This window comes from Paenibacillus sp. FSL F4-0100 (genome assembly GCF_037993005.1).
Lineage (GTDB): Bacteria > Bacillota > Bacilli > Paenibacillales > Paenibacillaceae > Paenibacillus_AQ.
Genome location: NZ_CP150303.1, coordinates 2,683,528 through 2,705,606, shown reverse-complemented (window position 1 = coordinate 2,705,606; position 22,079 = coordinate 2,683,528). Strand labels below are relative to the sequence as shown.

Below are 22,079 nucleotides of genomic sequence, written 5' to 3'. Positions count from 1 at the left end.
GTGGCTGCACATACCTGCCAACCAACCATAGAAAAAAACAATCCCCAGAGCCAAAAAACAGACTCTGTGGGATCGATATTAATTAATAAAACTCTCTGCAATTTCAAGAACTTCCTCTTTCTTAAGAGCAACTTTATTATTTAACGATATATGATAATAAAGGTCATGCTGCTCATCCACCCAAGCCAAGCCCTGATTAAAATAAGCATCCGCATATTTAACGTAAATCATCTCGCGGCCCTTAACGAGCACTTTTTCCACATGATCCTCTTCGGAAAAATGGATCTCCTGCTTGGGGTTCATCCCGCGTTTGGTCACGAACACGGTGATCGAAGACTCTAATTCTTTGCCTTTTACATAGGACAGAGAAATGCTACTCACTCTTGGCGGTTTAATCTCCTTAACGAAAACTTTTTTGTTGTTCGTTGAAGCTTCAGCCTGTCGGATTAACTCATTTTGTATTTCGTAATAAACTTCTGTCGGTTCTCCATCATGAAATAAATCAGATAGATCCGGATTAAAGGATAGGTAACCTTCATTAAATGAATACTCATTTAATAGCCGGGAAGGAATCTTCATATTAGGCATCCCACGCTTTGTAGCTTCCTCTTGAAGCACATTGAGCGAACCCAGATAAATAGAACCCGTTTGAAATTCGAGCAATGTATCCTCTCCGTATAACTCTCTCTTCAAGTCATTCATCTCTTGGTTATGTATATAATAAGCGATGGCTTGGCCCGGCAAAGCCGAACGCCAGGCTAAACTCCTGGAAGCGGTATCGAGCGAATGCAATCGATCCTTCTTTTCTTGTAATTCCTTGGACACTTCAGCTTTAGGTTTTGTCTCCAGCACCACTTTTCCGTCTTTGCTGCGAATCTGTATCAGTTCGGTTGCGGCGTAAACCGTCACCGACAGCGAAGTCACTAGCAGCAGCGACGCTGCCATCACGAGTGGTCTTCTTAACATGTTGGGCTGAGGTTTCTTTGCGGGTAGGCAAGCAATCCGTTCCATGACTGCATCCCTGACATCAATGATATAATGGCTCTTTGGGTCCTGCTCTATCAGCTTTTCTTCCACGTCATTTCGTTTAACTTCCACTGTAGATTCCCCTCTCTGTCAACCATCCACTTTTTTATTTTTTGTATCAGGCGGCTGTAGCGTTTTTTGACCGAATCCTTGGTTTTATCGAGAATTAATCCGATTTCCGCAAAGCTTTTTTCCTCAAAAACCCGCAGAATAAGCAGGTTCCGCTCCTCCGGAGACAGCCTACGAAGAGCACGCTCCATGGACTCGCCAATGATATATTTTTGGGCCTCCTGCTCTGCGCTTGCCGCTTGCTCCTTATCCTCTCTCAACAAAGGTGCAATGCTATAGAAGAATCGTTTCCTTCGCAGCATATTTAGACAATGGTGATAAGCAATCTTGTATAACCATGAAGAAAAGGAGGTCTTTGGCTCATATGTCTCCAACTTCTGATAAGCCTTGACCATAATCTCCTGCACGGCATCCTCCGCATCCTGCCGCTGGTTCAATAGCCTCCAGCAATACATGAAAATCTGCTGTTGATACGCCTCGACGATATGTACAAAGGCTTGCCGATCCCCGTTTAAAACTTGTTCTATGGATTCTTCTAGGCGCAAGTCTTTAGGCTCTGAATTCATTGGTTGAAAGCTCACTCCGTTATTCCCCCTTTCATCAGCAATCCATTGTTCAGGTGCCTTCATAAGCTTTAACACATGGCAGCGGAATAAAGGGACATCTTTTTTTAATACGGATTGTAGTTATTTTTGAATAACTGCTTCTAATGCACCTTCCATCATGAACCAGATGGCTTGGAAGGGGAATGCAGAATATTACACATAAAATAGCCCCACAAAGTGGAGCCTATGCTTTGATGCTTATTCCAAATACTTTGCGGGGACCCCAAAAACATATAAATGCGATTAAAGAATTGCTTTTGCTCCGCTGAAAACTTATACATTCTCTAATCTAAAAAAGCACGCCCATAAGGACGTGCTTCTCATCTATCTTCCGATATTTCTGAATTTCTGCGTATAGGCCTTGGCATCCTGTGCGGTACGCACCCGATTGCGGCTCCATTCAAGCAGGATCCGGTCAATGTAGCGGAAATGCAGTTTGCCCGCAAACACCGCTTCTTTCAGAGCCAAGAGGATCAACTCGTCCGGATAGCGATCCGCATCAACCCAGCCGGAGATCGTTTCCAGCTCCATGGGCGATAACGGACGGCCAAACTCTTTTTCGAAAATGGTGAACAAATTCCGCTCTTCCTTCTCAGAAACGGGATTCCCCGATGCAGTTGATTTGTCGGTAGCAGGACGGGCATTCAACAGCGGAGACGCAAACTTGGTTCCATCAGGGGTCTTTTCCTTGTGCTCTTCAGCCAGGCACGAAGCGAGCTTCTCATACAATCCGTGGAGATTGTAGCGCTCGTAATGAATCCCCTGTGTTTCGTCCACATACTCATCAATTCCGATCAGCCCTACCTTCATCAAGCGCTGCAAGCTGGTAGCGATGAATCCGGTGGGAGCCCCCGTCACTTCCGCAAGCTCCTCCAGCGAAGGAAACGTCTTGAACTCCACCTGCTGATAACCAATCAAATGGATCACCAGCATGGCTTCACGGTCGCTTAACCCAAGTGACCGGTAATGCCGGAGCAAGGCATAAGGAATGATCGCCATTCCTTGGCTCATGCCGGCAGCGGCGCCGGCCGTCCAGCCATTCACATCCGTGTCCACGTTACCGTCGTGGTCCATAGACTTACCTCTCACGGCTTACGGATACAACCGGTACAGGGTCCGTGGGAACGGAATCGTTTCACGCACATGGTCCAAGCCGCAAATCCAGGCAACGGTACGCTCAAGACCTAAACCGAAGCCGGAATGAGGCACGGTGCCGTATTTACGCAAATCCATATACCATTGATAGGTTTCCATCGACAGATCATGCTCCTTGAAGCGCTCTTCAAGCAGCTGTGGATCGTCTATCCGCTGCGATCCGCCAATAATCTCGCCATAACCTTCCGGAGCGATCATATCCGCACAAAGTACGACTTCCGGACGATTCGGATCCGGCTTCATATAGAAAGCCTTGATTCCCGCCGGGTAATGCGTAATAAAGACCGGTTTGTCATACTTCTCAGCAATAGCTGTTTCGTGTGGCGCGCCAAAGTCTTCACCCCAAGGAATATCAAAATCTTGCGTATGCAGGAATTCAATAGCCTCATCGTACGTAATCCGCGGGAATGGTGCCTGGATCGCCTCCAGCTTCGAAATGTCGCGACCGATCGTTTCAAGCTCCTGGCGGCAGTTTTTAACCACGGATTGCACCACATGACTAATGAACTGCTCCTGCACGCGAAGGCTCTCCTCATGGTCTGTGAAGGCCATCTCAGGCTCAATCATCCAGAACTCGATCAGGTGACGGCGGGTTTTGGACTTCTCGGCACGGAACGTCGGCCCGAAGGAGTATACCTTACCGAGCGCCATGGCGGCAGCTTCCATGTACAACTGTCCGCTCTGGGTCAAATAGGCATCCTCATCAAAATACTTCGTGTGGAACAGGTTGGTTGTACCCTCCGCGGAAGTTGGGGTCAAAATCGGCGGATCCACAAGCGTAAATCCGTTGGTATCAAAGTAATCTTGAACCGCACGGATAATTTCAGCACGGATCACCATGATCGCACGTTGTTTCTGTGTACGAAGCCACAGATGACGATGGTCCATCAAATAATCGACACCATGCTCTTTAGGCGTAATCGGATAGTTTTCCGTAAGATGTATAATTTCAATGCCGGTAACCGTCATCTCATAACCCGATTGGCTCCGCGGCTCTTCACGTATAACACCCGTCACATACAAAGAGCTTTCTTGTGTCAGGCTTTTCGCGTCATCCCATACTTGTTCGGATACTTCGCTCTTCACAACAACACCCTGGATATATCCGGACCCATCGCGAAGCTGCAGGAATTGAATCTTCCCGCTGGAACGCTTGTTGTTGATCCAGGCGCCGATTGTGACGGTCTCACCGACATGCTGGTTGACGTTACGAATCACACTTTTGGTGGCCATGCTTAAATCTCTCCCTTATATCACTACTATTTAACGGTTGGAAGCTTGTACGATACGATGCGTATCCCGAGCAATAACCAGTTCTTCGTTGGTAGGGACCACAAGTACCTCGACCTTCGAATTTGCCGCAGAAATACGGCGTGGCTCGCCGGAACGAATGCTGTTCAGCTCCTCATCCAATTCTACTCCGAGATAGGTAAGCTGCTCAAGCACTCTTTGACGAAGGACGATCGAATTCTCGCCGACGCCCGCAGTAAATACAATGACATCCACGCCATTCATGGCAGCAGCGTAAGACCCGATGTATTTACGAACACGATACTCATACATTTCAAAGGCCAACGTGGAGCTCGGATCGCCTTTTTCCATGCCTTCCGTAATCTCACGCATATCACTGCTGATTCCGGAGATCGCCAATAGTCCGCTATGCTTGTTCAGCATGGAGTTCACTTCATTGACGGTCAGCTCTTCCTTGTTCATTACAAACGGTACGATTGCCGGGTCCAAATCACCGCTTCGCGTACCCATCATGAGCCCTTCCAGCGGGGTCATCCCCATGGAAGTGTCGATGGATTTCCCGCCTTTTACTGCTGTCAGGGAAGCACCGTTACCGATATGGCAGGTAATGATCTTCAGATCCTCCAGTGGCCGGTTCAGGAATTCTGCCGCTGCCTGGCTGACATAGGCGTGAGATGTACCGTGCGCACCGTAACGACGTACTTTATATTTATTATAAAGTACTCTCGGAATAGCGTACAGGTATGATTTCTCCGGCATCGTCTGATGGAACGCCGTATCAAATACAACGACCTGCGGAACGCCCGGCATATTGGTTTCTGCTGCCTTAATCCCCATCATCGATGCGGGATTGTGCAGCGGAGCCAAATCGAACAAGCGACGGATTTCCGCTTTGGCATCACTGTCAACGAGCGCGGATTCTTTAAAAGATTCCCCGCCGTGCACTACGCGGTGTCCAACGGCCTGAATGCTTTCGATAGAATCGATCACACCGTGCTCCTCGTTTGTAAGCATGCCCAGCACTTTGCGGATCGCCGTGGTATGCTCCAGAATTTCGCTGACTTCCGTAACATCCTGTTTTCCCGTCGGCTTATGCGTCAGAATCGAGGAATCCATACCGATCCGCTCAACCAAGCCTTTTGCCAATACGGATTCATCCGTCATGTTGTACAGTTGATACTTCAGTGAAGAACTACCTGCATTAATTACGAGAATATTCATACCCGGTCACCATCCTTATCGTACTTGAAAAAGCCTTCTCCGGTTTTGACGCCCAGTTGCCCTGCGCGGACCAGTTTCTTCAAGACAATCGATGGACGGTATTTCAGTTCGCCGTACTCGCGGAACATGCGTTCCAGCGCAGCGAGGATGGAATCCAAGCCGAAACGGTCGGCCATCTCAAGCGGTCCATGCTGGAAGTTATATCCGATTCTCATCGCGTCATCGATATCTTCCGCCGAAGCCACGCCTTCCTGCAGCAGATGCATCGCTTCGTTGATCATGAGGGTAATCATGCGGGTTGTAACGAAACCTGGAGACTCATACACCATGATGCCTTTTTTATCCGAAACTTCTTCAACAAAGCGTTTTGTTTCTGTAAACGTATGTTCCGAAGTTTTCAGGCCGCGGATGATTTCAACAAGGTCTACCTTGGAAACAGGATGAATGAAGTGCATGCCAATAACACGCTCAGGATATTTGGTAGAGCTGGCGAGCTCGGTCAAACTAAGCGTGGATGTATTACTTGCTAATATCACATGGCTCGGACATACTTGATCAAGCTGTGAAAATACCTCTTTCTTCGCTTCCAAGTCCTCTATTATGGTCTCAATCACCATATCGCAGGTGCTAAGCTCGGCAAAATGAGTTACTTTTTGAATCCGGTTCAGTATGAGTTTCTTCTCTGCCTGGGTAATTCCCCACTTCTCCAATTGTTTATCTAGACTGGTCTCGATCATTCGGTATGAATAGTCCAGTTTCTCTGGAGTTTTCTCTACGAGCAGTACGTCAAGACCTTTGGCTGCCAGCATCTCCGCAATGCCCTGCCCCATAGTCCCGCCGCCTACAACGCCGATTTTTTTGAAGTACATGGTTTCTACTCCACCCTTTCCTTATCTCTATACTTTATTGTACCCCATTTGTCGAAAAATACATTTTCAGAGCACAAAGTATAATAATATCTTAGCACGACAAAAAAGTAAAAAAAAATAACCAGCATAACAATTTATGCTGGTAAAAGCGCGTTTTCACGAAATTGACAACGAAATTGTTCCCCAGAGAGGATTTCTTCCTTTAAAAGGATATCAAGAGAATTGTCGAATATTGGCCGTTTTTGTCCTAAGAGATTCTTAGTGCGGTTCATTAACTCTTCCAAAATCACATTATTCTCTTTCATTAACTCTTCAGTTGTTACCATATTCATGTTAACAATGCCCAGCGACGTCAAACCCGACTTCATCATCGTCTCCACGATGTTCAGCGATTGCTCAAAGTCATTGCTTGAACCTGTGCTTCGACCCCCGTAAAAGATCTCTTCGGCGGCCGCACCGCCAAGCGCGATCATAATTTGCTCTTCCAGGAAGGATTTTGTGTACAGATATTGTTCCTCCTGCGGGTTATGACGAACATAACCAAGTGCCTTACCACGCGGGCTGAGGGCAACTTGTTTCACACTGCCGGGACGCACAAGCTCTGCCATGATAGCATGTCCCAATTCATGGATGGCAACGCGCTTCTTCTCTTCCAAATTCGATTCGCGATCAGAACGCTCACCCATCATAACCTTGTCAATCGCCATGGACAAGTGACGCTGATGGATAAACTGTTCATTCTCACGCATCGTATAAATGGCTGCTTCATTCATGACGCTCTCAAGCTGTGCACCCGAGAAGCCGTAAGCTTCCTCGGCGATTTTCTCCAAGTCAACATCTTCATGCAGCGGCTTATTACCCGCATGCAGATTCAAGATATGAGTGCGTCCCTTCTTATCCGGAAGATCTACTTGAATATGACGGTCGAATCGGCCTGGACGCAGCAGTGCGCTATCCAGCATTTCTTTCCGGTTTGTTGCGGCGATAACCAGAATGCGAGGAGTATCCTGTGAATAGATGCCATCCATCTCGGTTAGCAGCTGATTCAGCGTCTGGTCATACTCGCGCTGCTGGCCGCCTTCGCGTTTACCGCCAATGACATCGATCTCATCGATGAAGATGATGGCGTTTTGTTTGTTTTCTTTTGTCGCACGATTCCGGGCATCCTTAAACAAATCCCGGATGCGCCCCGCACCAACACCGACGTACATCTCAACAAATTCACTGCCGGATGCAGCAACAAAGATCGAATCCGTATAATGGGCAGCGGCTTTCGCCATCAACGTCTTCCCTGTTCCCGGAGGCCCGGTTAGGAGAATGCCTTTCAATGGACGAATGCCGAATTTCTTAATGTCTTCATGACGAATCAGAAAATCCAATGCTTCTCGCAGTTCTTGTTTAGCATTATCCTGCCCGCCGATTTCTTCGAACGTCAGCTTGGCAGGTCCGCTCTTTTTCCGCTTGCGCTCATTCCCTGCGCCTACAGCAATACCGCCTTTCATTTTAGCGATAAACAACAAGCCGCCTACAAGTCCTGCAGCGATGAGCAAGGGCACGATGTTCACACCGACAAATACAAGGAATACCAGTAATACGGGAATAAAGCCTAACATGATTTCTTTAGCTAATTTAGGCATGATTCCACACCTCCATGCTGCCAGGCTGACGCGGCAAGATTATAAATTTACCAGACTTGCCGTCTGACAAGCTGACATAGACATTGGTGTCATCGATGGTTGCTTTTGCTTTCAAATTCGGAGACTGGGCAGCAAGCTGCTCGAGCGATGATTGAATATCAGTATACTGCTTATTATCCATTGCTTCGGCGACTGAGAGCATGGCCTTCTCCCACCATTGATCCAGTGCTTCCGAGGAATGGTCCTCCACCTGGATTTTCAATTCCCGCTTGCCAATCACAGACTTGCCTTCCTTCTTAATATGCTGAACCAAACCTTGTAAATTTGTATCTGGAGCCAAATCGAGATTCAAAGTAACGGTATTCTGTTTAATATCTATATGAGAATCCTTCACGCCGTCATATTGCGACACAACATTTGCCAGCGGATTTTGCAAAGCCATCTGCCGATACAGAAACCATCCGCCAAAGAGAACCGATGCTGAGATCACGACAGTCAGCATGATAGGTACAATGCGTAGTTTCATGAAGTTCCTCCTTCATTTCCTATATGAAATTTTGTCTATCATTTTGTGACACAATAGTACATATAACAACGATATATTGCGATGCATGTAATTTATATGCTCGTTTTGTACAAGTACGAGTATATCACATCTTATATACTTTTTCATGCATGTCTGTGAAAATATTTAGAACAGTTTTTCCATATTTTTTCTGAATGCGCTTACATGTTGGAGAAAAAGAGAGGCACCCTATGGATTTTAAAGGGCGCCTCTCTTTCTGTATTTTTATTGATTTGGAAGAATAATGTCATTTCCGATAGTGTTACCATCTTGAAAACGATAAAACCGATAGCCGCGCTGACCGTTGTGTTCATACTGCAGCTGCCATGCATACTCGCCCTCATACATTCCAGGCAGCAACCGCTTAATTTCCACTCCAGGCAATTCGTTATAGATCTGATCCCGCATCTGGGCTTCTGACATTCCCGTTTTCAATAAAACGGACTGGACAGCGTCAGCACCTTCAACAGGTACGTTGTCATCCGTAAATTTCACCCATACCATACGATCTTGATTGTCTTGATCCTTCCCGCTTACCACCCAATAGTTATTATCCTCGCCCCACACCGATTTATAGGTCTTCCCGGACGTAACCAATTGGCCATGCTGCTTCGCGGCAACAATTGCCATTCTTTCTTCATTCCAAGTATCTTTCATAACATATGAATAATAGAGCTGTAAACCAAGCAGCAACAGCAGCACGCTGGACACACTCAGCAAAATCCACTTCGTTTTTTTCTTCAAATCCGTCTTCCTCGCTCCCCTTGATTATTCCCTAGAGGGTTGTAAGACGCTCAAATGCACGCTGCGCTTCCCGGCGGATACGTTCCTCATCGAGGGTAAGACTCGCGCCATTCTTCACTACCTGCTTGCCGTCAACCCATACATGCTCTACATCCTTCGCACTGGCTGAGTAGATAGCGTGTGAAATATAATCGGTCCGTGGAAGGAAGTGCGCTTGATCCGTGTTCAGTGCGATCATATCTGCTTTCATTCCTACCGCAAGTGTGCCGATATCCTCAAGGAACGCCGATCGGGCTCCATACTCTGTTCCCATCCGAAGCGCTTCGGATGCTGGAATGGCTGTTGGGTCCCCACTTACACCTTTATGGATCAGTGCAGCCAGTCGCATCTCTTCAAACATATCCAGATTATTATTGCTCGCAGGTCCATCGGTACCCAATGACACGGTGACCCCAGCTTTCAGCAGTGCAGGCACGCGTGCAATGCCGCTGGCAAGCTTCAAATTGCTTCCTGGATTATGCGACACCATAACTTGATGCTTGGCCAGGATTTCGATTTCTTCATCGGTCAGATGGACGGCATGCGCAAGCAGCGTTGGCCGGGAGAACATGCCAAGCTTCTCCAAATGGGCAACAGGGCGAAGTCCGTAGTCTTTTACATTCTGAGCTACTTCCGTTTCCGTTTCGGACATATGCGTATGCAAAGGCAGATTCAAATCATGCGATGCCTGAACGAATTTTTCGATGAAATCCGGGGGGCACGTATAAGGTGCATGCGGTGAAATCATCGTCGTAATTCTCCCGTCAGCCTTGCCATGCCAGTCTTTCGCGAATGCCACCGCCTCATCCAGCTTCTGCTGCTGCACCTCAGGCGGACATAATCCGATGACGCCGCGCATTAGAACGCCGCGCATTCCTGAGTCCTGCACAACCTTGGCAACCTGATCCATATGATCATACATATCCACAAATGTCGTGGTTCCGCCTTTGATCATCTCCAGCACGGAGAGTGCGGTTCCCCAGTATACATCGTCGGCCGTGAATTTGGCTTCCATAGGCCACATTTTTTCCTGAAGCCATACCTGCAGTGCCAGATCGTCGCCATAACCGCGGAGCAGGGACATCGCCGCATGTCCGTGCGTGTTCACTAACCCCGGTAGGAAAAACAGATGAGTTCCATCGATAACTTCTATTCCCTCTTGGACGGTTGGCTCTTCTTCACCCAGATAGGTTATCCGGTCATTCTCCACAACCATATATCCGCGTAGCACGGATCTCCCTTCCTCTAGTACCGCAAACGTTCCGTTCTTAACCATCCACTTCGTTGTCGTCATGTGCTGCATCCTCCTTGCCGTTATCCAAATAATAGGCCAAACTCTGCAAATCCGTAGTGAAATCAGCCGTATGAATCCGGATATGGGATGGGGCTTTCAGGATGGTTGGCGCAAAATTCAGGATAGCCTCGATGCCTGCGGCGATAAGCTGATTGGCTACATTCTGCGCTTCAAAATCCGGAACGGTGATTATCCCGATACGAATGCCGTACTCATGAACCGTCTTCTCCAGTTCCTCCATCGGCTGTACGACCAAATTGTTAATTTTCATACCAACTTTGGGAGAATACGAATCGAAAACCGCCACAATCTTCATATTGTCCTTTAGAAATGCATTGTAATTCGATAATGCATGTCCAAGATTACCGGCCCCAATCAATGCGACATTGATCTTCTGGTCCAGCTTTAGAATCTGGCGAATTTTCTCGATCAGATAAGATACGTCATATCCGATCCCTTTCCGTCCAAAATCACCGAAATACGCTAGGTCCTTACGAATTTGAGCAGGATTGAGGTCCAGTTTTTGTCCCAGTTCCTGGGAGGAAACCGTGGAGACCTCCCTTTTCTGAAGCTCATTCAAATAGCGCAAGTATACAGGCAATCTGCGGACCACGGCTTCCGAAATTTTTTCCGATTTCATTCATGCTCCCCCTAATAATAGGTTAATAACTACATTTTTTTGTGACAGATCATTTCGTTCATTGTTTCACTTTTATTCAGCTTGGTTCTCTATGCCTGCCTCTTCCTGCAGCCATTCCGAAATTCGGGGAACGATCCCCTCTGTCGGCATGTGCTCCATCTTCGGCCCCGGCAAAGAATATAAGAAATATTTCCCGTAATAGGATTCAATGACCCGGGTATCGTAGACAATGACAATCCCCTTATCTTGCGCGGTCCGCACCAGTCGGCCAAATCCCTGTTTGAAGCGAATGACCGCTTGCGGAACCGAAAGTTTCATGAACGGGTTCTTCTTCTGCTGCTGCAGCAATTCGCTCTTGGCTTCGACCAAGGGATGATTCGGCGGCTGGAACGGCAGCCGGACGATCGCGAGGCAAGTGAGCGCCTCACCAGGTATGTCTACCCCTTCCCAGAAGGAGCTCGTACCCAGCAGGACCGAAGCGCTGCTATCCTGGAATCTCCGGATTAACTTGGTACGGCTGGTTCCGTCCATCCCTTGTCCCAGTACCGTAATATCGCTGGATGCCAGCGCCTCCTTCAACGGCTCGTGAACCTGACGCAGCATGCGGTACGAAGTGAACAGCACAAGCATGCGGCCATGCGTAGCGATTGCCGTATCGGCCAATGATTGCACAAGTGTATTCACAAAGAGTGCATCCCCGACCGAGCCCTTCACGCTCGGAAAATCGCGCGGCACGACAAGGAGGGCCTGCTCCCTGTAATTAAACGGGGACGGCAGCAGAACCGTGTTCAGGTTGCCGCTATCTGCCGCTTCCTGAAGACCCAAGTTCTCGATCATGAACTGAAACGATTTATCCACCGACAAGGTCGCCGATGTCAGGATCACGCTTTGTTTCTTGTCAAAAAACAATTCCTTCAAGTGGGTGCTAACATCGACAGGCACTGCATAAAGCTGCAGCGATTTGCCGCGAAAATTCCCGTTAGCCTCCATCCAGTATACCGTGCCTTCATCATTCAGAGCCATGAAGGACCTCAGGTCCTCGCGGTGTGCGGCCAGGTCCTTAAACAGACCCGATAGGTCTGTTAACAAACTGTCCGCGCTGTAGTCGTCCAGATCTTCCTTCATCTCGGCGATCAGCTTGTCACCCTTGCGAACGACATCGCCCAGCGTCACATGAATTTGATGCTCCAACTCGGCCAGCGAATCCCAATCCTTCGGCTTCTTCAGAGGCGATAAGCGAAGCGAGAATTGACCGGCATCCCCCGGAGTCGCGTCTCCGCGTTCCGGAAGCAGTCCGAACAATTGATCGCTGAGCCGGTCCCAATTCTCTTTTGCGGTGATCAGATCCGGATAAATCCGGTCTATGATGGAGGACCACTCGACAGCCTTCTCATGCGATGATGCTTGCAGCAGCTGGCGAAGAGCCGGAAGCTGACCGCTGCGGCTGTCTTTGTACATACGAGTCAACGTATGGACCACCGAAAAATATTTCATCTGCAAGCCAAGGTGCTTGCCAGCGACGTCCTCCAGATGATGCGCTTCATCAATGACGAGACGCTCATAACTCGGAAGCAGCTGATGATTCGCTTTTACGTCAGTGAACAGCTTCGAATGGTTCGTAATGACAACATCCGCGATGCCCGCTTCATGTTTGGCCCTGTGATAGTAGCATTTGCGGAACCATGGGCAGGCACGGCCAAGGCAGGAATCCGAATCACTGGAGATCGTCTCCCAGAAATCCCCTCCGCGACCGCCAAAGTTCAGTTCTTCATCATCCCCGTTCTCCGTCTGGGTCAGCCAGACCAGCATCTGCGCCGCGGTGATCACATCTTCCTTCGGGGAATGAAAATCTCTTCTATTTATTTTATGTTCAAATTTTCTCAAACACAAATAATGGCCTCTTCCCTTGAAAATAGCCGCTTTAAAAGGAAAAGGAACAACCTGGGTGAGCAGGGGAATATCCCGGTCACGCAGCTGTTCTTGAAGGTTGATTGTATGCGTGCTCACCATAACCTTCTGTTCCTGCTTCACGCTTTGATAAATCGACGGCAGCAAATACCCGAGGGATTTGCCTGTTCCCGTGCCGGCTTCGATCAATAAATGTTTATTGTCATCGAGGGCCTGCATCACTTCCTGAAACATCATGTCCTGGGCATCCCTGCTCTCATAATGAGGCAGCGTTTCCTTTAGACGTTCACGGACATCATTCATGTATTGCTCAAAGCTTACATCCGCCAGCGGATTAGGCTCCGACTCATCCCTGGCAGGCGCAATATCGTTCCAATCGTCAACGGCCAGGGCAAATTGACGATAGTACGTATGGGTGTCTCCGGCTTGTACAGCCTGGAACTCCCTGTCAGCACGGATGCCGTCAAAGAACCAGGCCAAGTCGCTGTCCTCGTCGGCAAACAGGTCGCTTAACCGCTGCACGGTAAGGAGAGGAAGCTCATCGATCTCCTCCAGGCATTTCAGCAGCGCATAGGCCGTGGCAAGCGCATCGCTGTCCGCCTGATGCGGACGGTCATGCTCCAGACCGAAATGAGAAGAGACCATCCCGAGCTGATAAGAAGGCAGCGAGGGAAAACATATTTTTAAGAAGTGCATCGTATCTAGAATTCGGCCGCTGAACGGTAAATAGCCGCAGCGATCGAGTGCATTTTGCAAAAAGTTAAAATCAAAAGCGACATTATGCCCAACCAATACGACATCGTCGAGCATGGGCACGAGTTCCATCATCATTTCTTCCAATGACGGAGCATCCGCTACATCACTGTCGGAAATGCCGGTCAAACCGGTAATAAAAGGAGGGATCGGAATCCCGGGATTGACATAGGTGCCGTATACGCGGGAGATGCTTCGATCCTCTTCGATGATGGCCAGTCCAACCTGAATGATCTCATCTGCTGACTGGTTGCCCGTGGTTTCAAAATCCAATACGGCAAATTTCATTTCGATAAAATCCCTTTCCTCCAGACTAATTAACAGCATACCAGAAGTTGCGGGTTTTGAACATTCCGGGTAAAAAATCCCCCGTTTCTCCTCCATCGCTCCATACGGCAAGAAGCGATACCAAAGTCTCAGTAATGAGCTCTGGCATCGCTTCTTGTAATGGCTTGATTTCTACAGCAAAGAGATCAATTGGCTGCCGTACTGGAGCTCACCGCGATTCTGCTTGCAGACCTCCAAATTGATAATGGGGTCAGGAAGTGTCGGGTCGCTGTGAATCGCCAGTGCAAAATGCTCCTCGGCTTTCCCTTGTTGTCCATTCAACACCTCGATGCATCCAAGCGCGTTGTAAATCATCGCTCGCATCTTCTTGTTGTCTGCCAGGGGCAGGATGGACACCAATACATCGGACGCTGGTATGGTTTGCCCCAAATAAAGATGGGACATCGCAATATACAGCTTGATCAGAAGGCTATCCGGAAATACCGTGGCGGCCACTTCAAATTGCTGTATAGCCGGCTGGAACATCAACAACTTGTAATAACCTTGGCCGCGAATGAATGCATCGAGCTGCAGTTCAGGCGCTTCGGTCGGTGGAAAAACAGGAGGTGAGGCGGCACTCTCGCGGAAGATAGCCATCTTCTCTTCAAAATGGAGCCATTCCTCGATAATGCCCTCGCTCATGCTTTTGAGCATGTTCCAGTTTTGTACCAGCGCCTGTTTTTGGGGACCTTGAGCAGAAGGGTAATGCTTCACAATTTCATCTAACATGTTGTTCATTTCAGCGAATACATGTTGAAACATAGCTGCATCCCACCCTTAGCGGAAAAATGAGATCAGTGCGTCGACCTGAACTCATTTTCTGTAGAAGTCGGTCTTTTCATCCCTTTAAGGTCCCGACACATTTTGGCTCTTAGGAGACCATTTAGAGAACCGCGGCGTGAACCTCACGATATTCCGTGTTAACCGGCTTATTCATTTCGTCAACGATCACAACCGTTGGGGTATGATTGTCGTATTCCTCTTTAGACATCATGGCATAAGAAATGATAATGACGTTGTCGCCAGGCTGTACAAGCCTTGCAGCTGCCCCGTTCAGACAAATCACGCCACTGCCGCGTTCGCCTTTGATCACGTACGTTTCCAAACGGGCGCCATTGTTATTGTTCACGATTTGAACTTTTTCATTCTCCAAAAGGTCTGCAGCCTCCATTAGATCCTCATCAATGGTAATGCTGCCCACATAGTTCAGATTGGCTTCCGTCACCGTTGCGCGGTGGATTTTGGATTTCATCATTGTTCTAAACATGGGATCCCCCTACTTTTGGTTGAAGTAACGCATTGTCAATGAGACGGGTGCGGCCAAATCGTACGGCCAGCGCCATAATGACGGTTCTGCCTTCATCCGCAATGCGATATGAATCTTCCACGGGAACAAGTTCCGGGAAAGTGAGCAATTCTGCATAATCAATATCAGCGAGCGGGGACTGGGATATAGAATCCCGAAGATGAACACGGATCTCTCCTGCCGTTGTCGCTTGTCCCTGCTGGATCATCTCCTGAGCGGTCCGCAAAGAGCCCGACAGCACAAGTGCCTCTTCCCGCTCTTCCGGCTTCAAATATACGTTGCGTGAGCTTAGAGCAAGGCCGTCAGATTCGCGGATGATCGGACAAGGCACGATGGTTACGTCCATGTTCAAATCTTGAACCATTTGCTCAATGACGGCTACCTGCTGGGCATCCTTCATTCCGAAGAAAGCATAGTCAGGTTTTACGATATTAAACAATTTGTTAACAACCGTGGTAACACCGTCAAAATGCCCGGGACGGGAGGCCCCGCACAACAAAGACGTAATTTCCGATACAGCGATTTTGGTTTTGGTCGGCTGGGGATACATTTCCTGAACCGTGGGAATAAAAACCACATTCACCCCTTCGGATTCCGCCAACGCCAGATCGCGTGCCTCATCTCGGGGATAGGTCTCATAATCCTCACCCGGTCCGAATTGAATCGGATTGACAAAGATACTGACAACCACCGTACCTGCCATTTCTCGCGCCTTACGCATCAGGCTGGCGTGTCCTTCATGCAAATAACCCATCGTAGGCACAAGTCCTACCGAACCACTGCCGGATTCCCAGCGGTCCTTAAGTTCTGATCTTAATTCCGCAATGGTGCGAATCACTTTCATGATGTCGTGCCCACCTTTTCCTTTTTGCTTCCATATAATGTTGTTGTCGTTTCGGAAGCCTCATGATTCTCGGACTTGAAGACATGCTCCTCTGCCGGGAATGAGCGGTCCTTCACTTCCTTCACATACTGCGTAATGCCTTCACGGATGACGGAGCCTACATCAGCGTATGTTTTCACGAAGCGTTTGTCCCGATAGGGAGACGCATATTTGATTAAATCATGGAATACCAGAACCTGACCGTCGCAGTAACGTCCCGCTCCGATGCCAATCGTCGGTATGCTCAGCGCTTTAGATATTTCCGCCGCAGCCTCTTCTGTAACCAGCTCCAATACAATTGCGAATGCTCCAGCCGCTTCAAGTGCCTTTGCATCATTCATGAGCCGCTGCGCGTCCTGGGCATCCTTGCCTTGGATCCGGTAGCCTCCAATTTGATTCACCGACTGAGGCGTCAGCCCGATATGACCCAGTACCGGTACGCCGGATTGTACGATCCGTTTCACGGTGCCGGCGATTTCTTCGCCGCCCTCCATTTTCACGGCATGCGCATGACCTTCCTGCATCAATCTCCGCACCCCGCGCAGACTTTCATCAATATCTCCGTGATAGGTCATAAACGGCATATCCGCTACGAGAAAAGTTTCTTCCGCTCCACGAGCGACGGCACGGGTATGGTATACCATGTCGTCCAGCGTTACCGGAATTGTGGAGTTATAGCCGAGCACGACATTGCCGAGGGAATCGCCTACCAATATCATATCAATATCCGCTTCCTCCGCCAGCTTGGCGGAAGGATAATCGTACGCGGTCAGCATGGTGATCGGTACACCCTTCTTCTTCATGTTCTTCATCTTCACGATGTTCAGTGGTTGTTTGCCTGCCATTGTGACACAGCCTCCTTTGTGTAAATAAGTTAGACACAATAAAAAAACCTTTTAGCACATACTTGCTAAAAAGTCCGAAAGGCAAAAAAGAGTCACTCGCGATCGTCCCTTCTGTCTCGGTCCTTTCGGCTCAGAGCAGAATCCAACGTAACCGGCATAACAGTTATGAAGGTGTTCTAAAAAAATAATGCTGTTCAATACCACTTGCTGTAGAGTGCAATTCGCTCATGGCGATACCGCCTCTTGGTCATAGTATAACAAAATCCAACTACGATTTCACCATGTTTCATTTACCTGGTATTAAAAAAGAATTTCACCGGAATATACGGGGATCAGCTCGTCATCTTGATTGCGGACCAGCAGCGCACCATCTCGGTTGAGTCCTGTGGCAATCCCGCTAAAACGGTCAAGGGCCGTCTGCACTTGAACTTCCCTGCCCACCGTGCCGGATAAAGCTTCCCAGAGAGAGGCTATAGGCTCGAAGCCCTGCTCGTTGTACAATTCATATAAAACCTCCATCTCCGCCATGATGGACTGGATCAGCTCTGTCCGATTGACGGCTGCTCCGCCAGCCATGCGAATCGAAGTCGCCACGCCGCGCAGCTCCTCCGGAAAATCCGACTCTTTCAGATTGGCGCTGATGCCGATACCGGCAATGCAGTAGCGCACCCTTTCGTCTTCTGTTGCAGACTCCAGCAGAATGCCGCACACCTTTTTGCCTTGAAACAGAATGTCATTTGGCCATTTGATATCGGTCTGCACACCGGCGCACTTCGTGATCGCACGGCATACCGCTACGCCTGTCAACAAGGTGAGCTGCTGGGTTAAATGCAGAGGTTGCTTCGGTCTGAGCACCAGGCTCATCCATATGCCTTTGCCTCTCGGGGAGTGGAATTTCCTTCCCATTCTCCCGCGGCCGCCCGTCTGCTCTTCCGAGATCACAAGCGTGCCTTCGGTTGCCCCTTCTTCCGCCAATTGCCGGGCATCTTCCTGCGTTGACGCCGTTTTGTCAAGCAGCTTCAGCGGTTTCCCGAAGGTTTGACTGGTCATCCCCGCTGTCAGTTGTTCCACGCTCAGTTTGTCCGGTTCATCCATCATGCGGTAGCCAAGCCGTGGAACGGCCTCGAAATCATAACCCAAATGACGAAGCTTATTGATCTGCTTCCATACGGCCGTCCGGCTGATGGACAATTTACGGCTGATCTCTTCTCCGGACAAAAACTGGCCGGAATGCTCCTGGAACATTTTCAGAAGTGCATTGTCTTGATCATAATCCTTCATTATGAATTACCACCCGCTTTGCTTCTTCAATCAACGATTCCTTATCGTTGTTAATTAAACCTGCTGCCGATTTCTCCAGCAATTGCCCGAGAAGTTCGCCTAGCCATGGGCCCCCGCGCTTGTCCAGCGCTTCAAGCAGTTCGTTTCCGGTGATGGCCAAATCCTTCAAACTCCGAATTCGGAGTTCCCGGAGCCAACCGTCAAGCTGCTCGATTACGCTAATTGAGGCAGACGCCGCTCCCGTTTGGTTCAACGCCGTCTGCAAATGCAGCCAGCCTTGAGCTGCCTCGGCTCCGTGGAAAAGAACCAGCTTAATCCACTGGAGCCTAGCGCTCTTGGTATCTTCCTCTTCCTTCTCTTGCAGATAGGATTCATGAAGCGCCAGCAGCTTAACGATGGCTTCCCGCTGCTTATTGGAGAACGTCCATGATCGTAGCAGTCCCTCTGCTGCCTGGGCTGAAATGCCGCAGGCAAGCAGCAGCAGCGTCCAGCGGATCGTAGTATGCTCCGGCTCGATCCCACTCATGGCTTCTATCGCCTTCGTGTCATGACCGGTATACGGAAACGGCGCTTTCATTCGGGCGTACAAGCCGCTGCGGACAAACATCTCCAATCCGCGTAAGGGGGCCGGTCCTGTCAATATCTTTTCAAATTCACTGCGGATGCGTTCCATCGCAATCCAGCTTAAGGTGTCTCTCTCCGAGAGAATTCCCCTCCATGTATGCTGCGCGATGGAGAAACCGAACACAGAGGCGAAACGGATGCAGCGAACCATGCGCAGGGCGTCTTCACGGAAACGGAGACGCGCATCGCCTACGCAGCGGATTACCTGCCTGTCAATATCCGCTCGTCCGCCAAACGGATCCACCCAGGATCCATCAATCCCTCGTGCCATCGCATTCATCGTAAAATCGCGCCGTCTCAAATCTTCCTTCACTTCTCTGACGAAAGCGACCTCCGTTGGATGACGGTGATCCTCATAACCGCTCTCCACCCGATAAGTCGTCACTTCGAAAGACTGGCCTTCCATCAGCACCGTTACGGTCCCATGCTTGATTCCTGTAGGAATGACCTTGGGAAAGACGGAACAGGTGACTTCCGGCAAGGCGGAGGTCGTAATATCCATATCACTGACCCTGCGTCCCATGTATTCATCACGGACACAGCCTCCGACCCAATACGCTTCATGTCCATGCCGAAGCAGAGTCCGGATCACGTCCGCACTCCGCTCGGCCATATCGGGATCCGCGTTGCGCCATCGTATTGAATTAAACATATCTGCCATAGTTTCCCGTTCCTTTATCCGAAAAACAACGAGAGGGTCGAGCTTAGCCGCAGACCGGCTTCAGCTCGCTAACCTCCCGTCCCAATACTCGGTAATATATTTCTTCGTACTTGCCCCGTATTAATTCATTGCAGAACATCGTCTTGGAACGATGCAGACAAGCCTTGCGCAGCCGCTCACTAAGTGCTTCATCCTTTAATATTTCAAGCACATGCTGAGCCATCGAATAGGTGTCTCCGATAGGAGCCAAATATCCGGTTTCGCCGTGTGTTATCAACTCGGGAATCCCGCCTGCCGTAGAGCCGACGGTAGGCACTCCGCAGGCCATCGCTTCTAGAGCAACCAGGCCAAAGCTTTCTTTCTCGGAAGGAAGCAGCAGCACATCCGCCATCGATATGACGTGCGCAATTTCATCTTGCTTGCCTAGAAAATGCACTTTGCTGGCGAGTCCCAGTTCATTGATGCGGCACTGAATTTTCGGAAGCTCGGGCCCTTCCCCGACAAGCAGCAGTTTCGCCGGCACCTGTTCCTGAACCTGGGCGAATATTTCCAACACGTCAGCTACCCGTTTTACCGGTCGGAAGTTGGAAATGTGCATCAAGATCTTCTCATTCGGATCTGCATAATCTTTACGCAGCGATTCCGAATCCCGTGGATAATACACCCGCGGATCCACAAAATTGTAGGTAAGGTCAATATCCCGGCTTATATCCAGCAACTCCCGCGTTTCTCGGATGAGATCCTGAGAAACAGCCGTAACCGCATCACTTTCATTAATAGCGAGTCGAATCAAGTCCTTCAGCGATTCATCCTGCGCCAGAACCGTAATATCGGTTCCATGCAGCGTCGTGACGACCTTCAGCTGATCTCCGACCATCTGCTTCGCTAGGAAGGCACACACGGCATGCGGAACCGCATAGTGCACATGCAGCACATCAAGCTGCTGCATTTTGGCTACCTGAGCCATCTTTGTCGCTAGCGACAAATCATATGGCGGGTATCGAAACACATAGTAGTCGTTCACTTCAACTTCATGATAAAAGATATTTTTATGGAAAGTCCCTAACCGGAACGGAATGCTGTGAGCAATAAAATGAACCTGGTGTCCTTGCTCGGCCAGGAGTTTCCCCAGCTCTGTCGCCACCACGCCCGACCCGCCCAATGAAGGATAACAGGTAATGCCGATTTTTAATGGTTGTTGATTCATGTCAGGCCTCCTTTACGTACGCCTCTATATATTATGCCTGCTTGGAGCCGAATAGATGAACAACATACGGACTTTTACAAGCGAAACCTTCTGCATAAGGAATAAGCCTGCGCGCTCCAAGCAGTGAATCCCTGGCCCGCACACGCTCGATGTACCCCTCAGTCAACGGGGTAGAGACTGCATTTTCTTCAGCCTTCTGGAACTGGGAACGGTAACAAGACAGGGCCTGTTCCTTAACGGCATACTGATCCGTAACGTCAACGACCAGATCCGTTCTTCCGATATCATTAATGAAATAAAAATAAAGCTCGTCCACCTTAACCGGTGGCTGCTCAGGCATGTAACGACGAAGCTTGGCATTAAATACCGCTTCCTCAACTAAACGGCTGCAAGCCACATGGTCCGGATGGCGATCCTCCCAGTAGGGAGCAAACACAATCGAGGGGGAAAACTTGCGAATCTCGGCCGTGACCCGTTCAATATGCTCCGGCGTCACAAATAAACCGCGGTCCGGCAGTCCCAAATTCGTCCGGACCGTAAGATCCAAAATCCGGGCTGCTTGCTCCGCCTCCTGCTTGCGAATGTCGACGGTGCCGTTAGACGACATCTCAGCCTGCGTCAGATCGCAAATTCCGACAGACAGTCCAGCTGCCGTATGCTTCGCAATCGTTCCTGCCATTCCGATCTCGGCATCGTCTGCATGTGCTCCGAAGATTAAGATGTCCAGTTGGCTGTTCATCAGCTATCCACACCCGGTTTGTATTTATGAACGAGTTCCCGCCATGCAAAATCGCCACGGTCCAGCGCTTTAACAAGAATCTCGGCCGTTGCCACATTGGTAGCAAGCGGAATTCCCTGCACGTCGCATAAACGAAGGAGTGCATTAATATCCGGTTCATGGGGTTGTGCCATCAAAGGATCCCGTAAAAAAATGATGAGATCCATCTCATTGTCCGCAACAAGCGCGCCAATCTGCTGGTCGCCACCAAGCGGTCCCGAAGCGAAACGGTGAATGCTGAGTTTGGTTTGCTCCATAATACGGGTCCCCGTCGTTCCCGTTGAGTAAAGATTATGATCTTCGAATACATTTTCATATGCGATAACGAAATTGACCATTTCCTCTTTTTTACGATCATGAGCGATAAATGCAATATTCATAGTAATTTCTC

21 protein-coding genes are annotated in these 22,079 nt (G+C 49.3%); all 21 read right to left on the bottom strand.

Annotated features, from left to right (window positions below; all coding sequences use genetic code 11):
- Nucleotides 1–78 precede the first annotated feature (78 nt).
- Nucleotides 79–1,098 carry a DUF4367 domain-containing protein gene (locus MHH48_RS12075; RefSeq protein ID WP_076321007.1) on the bottom strand — a complete coding sequence of 340 codons (1,020 nt, stop codon included), beginning with the start codon at nucleotides 1,096–1,098 and terminating at the stop codon, nucleotides 79–81.
- Entirely contained in the window at nucleotides 1,062–1,676 is a 615-nt protein-coding gene (locus MHH48_RS12070) for an RNA polymerase sigma factor (RefSeq protein ID WP_144023402.1), read from the bottom strand. Before MHH48_RS12070 ends, MHH48_RS12075 begins: the two co-directional genes overlap by 37 nt.
- Before the next feature lie 348 nt (nucleotides 1,677–2,024).
- The gene (locus tag MHH48_RS12065; protein WP_076321006.1) at nucleotides 2,025–2,774 is read right to left on the bottom strand and encodes a DnaD domain-containing protein; all 750 of its coding nucleotides are present in this window, start codon (nucleotides 2,772–2,774) and stop codon (nucleotides 2,025–2,027) included.
- An 18-nt stretch (nucleotides 2,775–2,792) separates the two neighbouring features.
- Nucleotides 2,793–4,088 carry an asparagine--tRNA ligase gene (asnS, locus tag MHH48_RS12060; protein ID WP_076321005.1) on the bottom strand — a complete coding sequence of 432 codons (1,296 nt, stop codon included), beginning with the start codon at nucleotides 4,086–4,088 and terminating at the stop codon, nucleotides 2,793–2,795.
- A 30-nt stretch (nucleotides 4,089–4,118) separates the two neighbouring features.
- On the bottom strand, nucleotides 4,119–5,327 hold the full coding sequence (locus MHH48_RS12055) for an acetate kinase (protein ID WP_076321004.1): 1,209 nt from the start codon (nucleotides 5,325–5,327) through the stop codon (nucleotides 4,119–4,121).
- Nucleotides 5,324–6,196, bottom strand: coding sequence for a 3-hydroxyacyl-CoA dehydrogenase NAD-binding domain-containing protein (locus MHH48_RS12050; protein WP_076321003.1), 873 nt, complete (start codon nucleotides 6,194–6,196; stop codon nucleotides 5,324–5,326). Before MHH48_RS12050 ends, MHH48_RS12055 begins: the two co-directional genes overlap by 4 nt.
- A 134-nt stretch (nucleotides 6,197–6,330) precedes the next feature.
- Entirely contained in the window at nucleotides 6,331–7,833 is a 1,503-nt protein-coding gene (locus MHH48_RS12045; RefSeq protein ID WP_076321002.1) for an AAA family ATPase, read from the bottom strand.
- A complete protein-coding gene (locus tag MHH48_RS12040; RefSeq protein ID WP_076321001.1) occupies nucleotides 7,826–8,359 on the bottom strand; it encodes a hypothetical protein in 534 nt (177 codons plus the stop codon). The genes MHH48_RS12045 and MHH48_RS12040 overlap by 8 nt, the downstream gene beginning before the upstream one ends.
- A gap of 264 nt (nucleotides 8,360–8,623) precedes the next feature.
- Complete coding sequence (locus tag MHH48_RS12035; protein WP_076321000.1) at nucleotides 8,624–9,142, bottom strand: DUF5590 domain-containing protein; 519 nt, start codon at nucleotides 9,140–9,142, stop codon at nucleotides 8,624–8,626.
- A 31-nt stretch (nucleotides 9,143–9,173) separates the two neighbouring features.
- A complete protein-coding gene (locus MHH48_RS12030) occupies nucleotides 9,174–10,475 on the bottom strand; it encodes an amidohydrolase (RefSeq protein WP_076320999.1) in 1,302 nt (433 codons plus the stop codon).
- The gene (locus MHH48_RS12025) at nucleotides 10,450–11,115 is read right to left on the bottom strand and encodes a redox-sensing transcriptional repressor Rex (protein ID WP_076320998.1); all 666 of its coding nucleotides are present in this window, start codon (nucleotides 11,113–11,115) and stop codon (nucleotides 10,450–10,452) included. The genes MHH48_RS12030 and MHH48_RS12025 overlap by 26 nt, the downstream gene beginning before the upstream one ends.
- Nucleotides 11,116–11,187: 72 nt before the next feature.
- On the bottom strand, nucleotides 11,188–14,064 hold the full coding sequence (gene dinG / locus MHH48_RS12020; RefSeq protein ID WP_076321324.1) for an ATP-dependent DNA helicase DinG: 2,877 nt from the start codon (nucleotides 14,062–14,064) through the stop codon (nucleotides 11,188–11,190).
- Nucleotides 14,065–14,235: 171 nt separating this feature from the next.
- Nucleotides 14,236–14,865 (bottom strand): hypothetical protein, encoded by a 630-nt coding sequence (locus MHH48_RS12015; protein ID WP_076320997.1) that lies wholly within the window; start codon nucleotides 14,863–14,865, stop codon nucleotides 14,236–14,238.
- Nucleotides 14,866–14,986: 121 nt separating this feature from the next.
- Complete coding sequence (gene panD / locus MHH48_RS12010) at nucleotides 14,987–15,370, bottom strand: aspartate 1-decarboxylase (RefSeq protein ID WP_076320996.1); 384 nt, start codon at nucleotides 15,368–15,370, stop codon at nucleotides 14,987–14,989.
- Nucleotides 15,363–16,253 carry a pantoate--beta-alanine ligase gene (gene panC / locus MHH48_RS12005; RefSeq protein WP_076320995.1) on the bottom strand — a complete coding sequence of 297 codons (891 nt, stop codon included), beginning with the start codon at nucleotides 16,251–16,253 and terminating at the stop codon, nucleotides 15,363–15,365. Before panC ends, panD begins: the two co-directional genes overlap by 8 nt.
- Entirely contained in the window at nucleotides 16,250–17,137 is an 888-nt protein-coding gene (gene panB / locus MHH48_RS12000; RefSeq protein WP_076320994.1) for a 3-methyl-2-oxobutanoate hydroxymethyltransferase, read from the bottom strand. The genes panC and panB overlap by 4 nt, the downstream gene beginning before the upstream one ends.
- Before the next feature lie 300 nt (nucleotides 17,138–17,437).
- The gene (locus MHH48_RS11995; protein WP_076320993.1) at nucleotides 17,438–18,418 is read right to left on the bottom strand and encodes a biotin--[acetyl-CoA-carboxylase] ligase; all 981 of its coding nucleotides are present in this window, start codon (nucleotides 18,416–18,418) and stop codon (nucleotides 17,438–17,440) included.
- Nucleotides 18,405–19,703 (bottom strand): CCA tRNA nucleotidyltransferase, encoded by a 1,299-nt coding sequence (locus tag MHH48_RS11990; RefSeq protein ID WP_076320992.1) that lies wholly within the window; start codon nucleotides 19,701–19,703, stop codon nucleotides 18,405–18,407. The genes MHH48_RS11995 and MHH48_RS11990 overlap by 14 nt, the downstream gene beginning before the upstream one ends.
- Before the next feature lie 43 nt (nucleotides 19,704–19,746).
- Entirely contained in the window at nucleotides 19,747–20,910 is a 1,164-nt protein-coding gene (bshA, locus tag MHH48_RS11985; protein ID WP_076320991.1) for an N-acetyl-alpha-D-glucosaminyl L-malate synthase BshA, read from the bottom strand.
- 31 nt (nucleotides 20,911–20,941) lie between these two features.
- Nucleotides 20,942–21,649, bottom strand: a complete 708-nt coding sequence (bshB1, locus tag MHH48_RS11980) for a bacillithiol biosynthesis deacetylase BshB1 (RefSeq protein ID WP_076320990.1) — start codon at nucleotides 21,647–21,649, stop codon at nucleotides 20,942–20,944.
- Entirely contained in the window at nucleotides 21,649–22,068 is a 420-nt protein-coding gene (gene mgsA, locus MHH48_RS11975; RefSeq protein WP_071218384.1) for a methylglyoxal synthase, read from the bottom strand. The genes bshB1 and mgsA overlap by 1 nt, the downstream gene beginning before the upstream one ends.
- Nucleotides 22,069–22,079 lie beyond the last annotated feature (11 nt).

Bases quoted from the DNA above. Each gene is read 5' to 3' on its own strand.
- MHH48_RS12065 (WP_076321006.1), bottom strand. From the start codon at position 2,774: ATGGACCACGACGGTAACGTGGACACGGATGTGAATGGCTGGACGGCC.
- asnS (WP_076321005.1), bottom strand. From the start codon at position 4,088: ATGGCCACCAAAAGTGTGATTCGTAACGTCAACCAGCATGTCGGTGAG.
- MHH48_RS12055 (WP_076321004.1), bottom strand. From the start codon at position 5,327: ATGAATATTCTCGTAATTAATGCAGGTAGTTCTTCACTGAAGTATCAA.
- MHH48_RS12050 (WP_076321003.1), bottom strand. From the start codon at position 6,196: ATGTACTTCAAAAAAATCGGCGTTGTAGGCGGCGGGACTATGGGGCAG.
- MHH48_RS12045 (WP_076321002.1), bottom strand. From the start codon at position 7,833: ATGCCTAAATTAGCTAAAGAAATCATGTTAGGCTTTATTCCCGTATTA.
- MHH48_RS12040 (WP_076321001.1), bottom strand. From the start codon at position 8,359: ATGAAACTACGCATTGTACCTATCATGCTGACTGTCGTGATCTCAGCA.
- MHH48_RS12030 (WP_076320999.1), bottom strand. From the start codon at position 10,475: ATGACGACAACGAAGTGGATGGTTAAGAACGGAACGTTTGCGGTACTA.
- MHH48_RS12025 (WP_076320998.1), bottom strand. From the start codon at position 11,115: ATGAAATCGGAAAAAATTTCGGAAGCCGTGGTCCGCAGATTGCCTGTA.
- dinG (WP_076321324.1), bottom strand. From the start codon at position 14,064: ATGAAATTTGCCGTATTGGATTTTGAAACCACGGGCAACCAGTCAGCA.
- MHH48_RS12015 (WP_076320997.1), bottom strand. From the start codon at position 14,865: ATGTTTCAACATGTATTCGCTGAAATGAACAACATGTTAGATGAAATT.
- panD (WP_076320996.1), bottom strand. From the start codon at position 15,370: ATGTTTAGAACAATGATGAAATCCAAAATCCACCGCGCAACGGTGACG.
- panC (WP_076320995.1), bottom strand. From the start codon at position 16,253: ATGAAAGTGATTCGCACCATTGCGGAATTAAGATCAGAACTTAAGGAC.
- panB (WP_076320994.1), bottom strand. From the start codon at position 17,137: ATGGCAGGCAAACAACCACTGAACATCGTGAAGATGAAGAACATGAAG.
- MHH48_RS11995 (WP_076320993.1), bottom strand. From the start codon at position 18,418: ATGAAGGATTATGATCAAGACAATGCACTTCTGAAAATGTTCCAGGAG.
- MHH48_RS11990 (WP_076320992.1), bottom strand. From the start codon at position 19,703: ATGGCAGATATGTTTAATTCAATACGATGGCGCAACGCGGATCCCGAT.
- bshA (WP_076320991.1), bottom strand. From the start codon at position 20,910: ATGAATCAACAACCATTAAAAATCGGCATTACCTGTTATCCTTCATTG.
- bshB1 (WP_076320990.1), bottom strand. From the start codon at position 21,649: ATGAACAGCCAACTGGACATCTTAATCTTCGGAGCACATGCAGACGAT.
- mgsA (WP_071218384.1), bottom strand. From the start codon at position 22,068: ATGAATATTGCATTTATCGCTCATGATCGTAAAAAAGAGGAAATGGTC.